Origin of the sequence: Limnohabitans sp., from assembly GCF_031538885.1 — a bacterium.
Lineage (GTDB): Bacteria > Pseudomonadota > Gammaproteobacteria > Burkholderiales > Burkholderiaceae_C > Limnohabitans.
In genome coordinates this window covers 1-3286 of sequence record NZ_JAVKLW010000121.1, presented here as the reverse complement: position 1 = coordinate 3286, position 3286 = coordinate 1, and the positions used below count along the sequence as shown (strand labels likewise).

Here is a 3286-nt window from a genome sequence, read left to right as displayed (position 1 = left end):
TTGGTATCGTTCTTCTCGGCTGAGGTGCTTGTACATTGGGCAACTTCGACTTGGCGGTTAAAGCGGCCATGATGCTCTCGCATCCTCAGCCACCTATAACCAGTTCATCTTTGTTGCACTTCGTCCTTGAATCCGCCTTTTATTTATTCGTAAAAATCGAAGTTTAATAGCGCCTATGAATTTCAAGCACTTGTATTATTTTTGGGTCACCGCACGCGCGGGCGGTGTCATGCGTGCAGGCGAGCAGTTGCACATCACGCCGCAAACCTTGTCTGGACAAATCAAATTGCTGGAGGAAAGCCTCGGGTGTTCACTGTTTCGCAAAAGCGGTCGTCAGCTAGAGCTGACCGAAGACGGACGCAAAGCACTCAGCTATGCCGACGATATTTTTGCCTTGGGCTCTGAGCTTCAAGCTGCAATGGCTAAACCCGAGGCGGGTGTGCGAACCTTGGAGTTTCGGGTGGGTGTGGCCGACTCGGTGGCCAAGTCGGTGGCTTACCGCCTGTTGGAGCCCGCTTTGTCTATTGCAGAGCCGGTACGCTTGATTGGCAGCGAAGGTAAGTTTCCAGATTTGTTGGCGCAGTTGGCCTTGCACCGCTTGGATTTGGTGATTGCAGACGAGCCCCTGTCTAAACGCATCAGCGTGAAGGCCTTCAACCATGCGCTAGGGACTACGCCCATGAGTTTTTTCTGTACACCTGAACTACGCACCATGTTAAAGGACGAGTTTCCGCAGTGTTTGCATGATGCGCCCATGCTGATTCAAGGTTCATCCGCGTCTATACGCCAGCAACTCGAGGGTTGGTTGGTGCGCCACAAAATTCAACCGCGTGTTGTGGGTGAATTTGACGACGGTGCGTTGATGATGGCCTTTGGTCGCGAAGGTCGAGGTGTGTTCATGTCCCCCGGAATTTTGGAGAAAGAAACCGTGGCGCAATACGGCCTTGAGGTCATTGGGCGCAGCGATGAATTGGTGGAAGAGTTTTTTGCAGTGTCTGTGGAGCGACGCATCTCACACCCGTGCGTGGCGGCGATCACTCAAAACGCGCGTGGCAGGCTATTCAGCGGTTGAATCTGACCTGCTGGGCCCAGATCTCATGTGAGCCTTGTTCAAGCTCGCTGGATGTTTTCGCTGAGTTGGCCCAGATGCAATTGCAATTGACGGTCGCAACGTGCGGCCAGCGCATGGTCGTGCGTGACCAGCACAAAAGCGGTGTGGTGCTCGCGGGCCAGTTGCAGCATCAGCGCAAACACTTGGTCTGCGGTGTGACGGTCAAGGTTGCCCGTGGGCTCGTCAGCCAGCACACAGGCAGGGCGAGTCACCAAAGCGCGGGCAATTGCCACACGCTGGCGCTCGCCACCCGAGAGTTCTGCTGGACGGTGGTGCAGTCGATGGCCTAAACCCACCGCTTCTAGCATGGCGCGGGCTTGGGCGCTGGCCGCAGCACGGTCCATGCGGCGTATCCACAGCGGCATGGCCACGTTGTCGAGCGCGCTGAACTCGGGCAGCAGGTGGTGGAACTGGTACACAAAGCCCAAGTGTTGGTTGCGCAAATCGCCCAAAGCGGCAGCGCTCAAGCCCGCGAGTGGCTGGCCCATCAAGGACACATGACCCGAGCTGGGCGCATCCAAGCCGCCCAACACATGCAGCAACGTGCTTTTGCCCGAGCCAGATGAGCCGACGATGGCCAATGTTTCGCCTGCGTTGACGGACAAATTGACGTTGTTTAGCACGGTCACATCCAGCGCCCCTTCGCTGAAACGTCGGCTGATGTGATGGGCCGTGAGGACAGGTGTGTGGGTCATGTGTTGCCTCATTCGTAGCGCAAGGCAAGGGCTGGGTTGACGCGGCTGGCACGCCAACTGGGGTACAGGGTGGCGAGGAAGGCCAACACCAACGAGATGATCGTGATGGGCCAAATGTCGGCAGCTTGCGGGTCGCTGGGCATACGGCTGATGAGGTAGATGTCGTGAGGCAAGAAACTCGCACCGAGCAGTTGCTCAATGGCGGGCACGATGACATCGATGTTGAACGCCACACTCAAGCCCAGCAGCAGGCCACCCAGTGTGCCCAGCACTCCTACCGTGGCACCTTGCACCACAAAGATGGCCATGATGCTTTGCGGGCTGGCACCCAGCGTGCGCAAGATGGCGATGTCGGCGCGCTTGTCCGTCACCGTCATCACCAAGGTGGTGACGAGGTTGAAGGCGGCCACCGCCACGATGAGGGTGAGGATGATGAACATCATGCGTTTTTCCACCTGGACGGCTGCAAACCAAGTGCGGTTTTGACGCGTCCAGTCGCGCACGATCACATCGGGACCCAGTTCTAACGCCAGTTCCGAGGCCACGTTGCGGGCTTGTTGGCTGTCTTTGATTTTTAGGCGTACGCCGCTGGGGGCCTCAAGGCGGAAGATGCGCTGCGCATCTTCCATGTGCAGTAGCGCGAGCGAGGCGTCGTATTCGTAATGGCCTGAGTCAAACACACCAGACACATGCAGTTGCTTCAAGCGTGGCATCACGCCAGCGGGTGTGATTTGCCCACCGGGCGCAATGAGGGTGATGGGGTCCCCCACCTGCACGCCCATCGCCATTGCCAGTTCACCACCCAACACCACATTGAAGCTGCCGGGTTGCAAGGTGGCGCGTACCTGCGGGGGGATTTGTAGCGTGAAATCACTCACTTGAGTTTCTAGCTCGGGCGCAATGCCGCGCACCATGGCACCACGCATGTCTTCGCCGCGTGCCATCAAGGCTTGCTGCGACACGAAGGGGGCGGCTGCCAGTACTTGCGCGTTGTGTTTGGCTTGGGCCATGAGTGCATTCACATCGGCAAAGCCCTCGCCACCCGGGGCGAGCAACTCAATGTGTGACACCACGGCCAACATGCGGTCACGCACTTCCTTTTGAAAACCGTTCATCACACTCAGCACGATGATCAGCGCAGCCACGCCTAGCGCAATGCCCAGCATGGACACACCCGAGATGAACGAAATAAAACCGTTGCGACCGGCCACACGGCCAGCGCGTGTGTAACGCCAGCCAATCAGGAGTTCGTAGGGGAGTTTGGAGGATGTGGGTTGCATTAGGCTGGATTATCCCTAGATAATTTCCACCCCAATTACTGAAAAAGTGTTTGTTTTTGGTTAGGCGGATTCAAGGACGAAGTGCAACAAAGATGAACTGGTTATAGGTGGCTGAGGATGCGAGAGCATCATGGCCGCTTTAACCGCCAAGTCGAAGTTGCCCAATGTACAAGCACCTCAGCCGAGAAGAACGATACCAA

At 57.1% G+C, this 3286-nt stretch carries 3 protein-coding genes; 1 reads left to right on the top strand and 2 read right to left on the bottom strand.

Features of this window, described 5'->3' with window-relative positions; translation table 11 throughout:
* Positions 1 to 175 precede the first annotated feature (175 nt).
* Positions 176 to 1072 carry a transcriptional activator NhaR gene (gene nhaR / locus RMS03_RS09725; protein ID WP_310626870.1) on the top strand — a complete coding sequence of 299 codons (897 nt, stop codon included), beginning with the start codon at positions 176 to 178 and terminating at the stop codon, positions 1070 to 1072.
* Positions 1073 to 1110: 38 nt separating this feature from the next.
* Here nhaR and lolD read toward each other — a convergent pair whose 3' ends face one another.
* On the bottom strand, positions 1111 to 1806 hold the full coding sequence (lolD, locus tag RMS03_RS09720) for a lipoprotein-releasing ABC transporter ATP-binding protein LolD (RefSeq protein WP_310626869.1): 696 nt from the start codon (positions 1804 to 1806) through the stop codon (positions 1111 to 1113).
* Between the two features lie 8 nt (positions 1807 to 1814).
* Positions 1815 to 3086: a lipoprotein-releasing ABC transporter permease subunit gene (locus tag RMS03_RS09715; protein WP_310626868.1), complete on the bottom strand. Its 1272-nt coding sequence runs from the start codon at positions 3084 to 3086 to the stop codon at positions 1815 to 1817.
* Positions 3087 to 3286 lie beyond the last annotated feature (200 nt).

Coding starts and splice junctions, on each gene's coding strand:
- nhaR (WP_310626870.1), top strand. CDS start 176: ATGAATTTCAAGCACTTGTATTATTTTTGGGTCACCGCACGCGCGGGC.
- lolD (WP_310626869.1), bottom strand. CDS start 1,806: ATGACCCACACACCTGTCCTCACGGCCCATCACATCAGCCGACGTTTC.
- RMS03_RS09715 (WP_310626868.1), bottom strand. CDS start 3,086: ATGCAACCCACATCCTCCAAACTCCCCTACGAACTCCTGATTGGCTGG.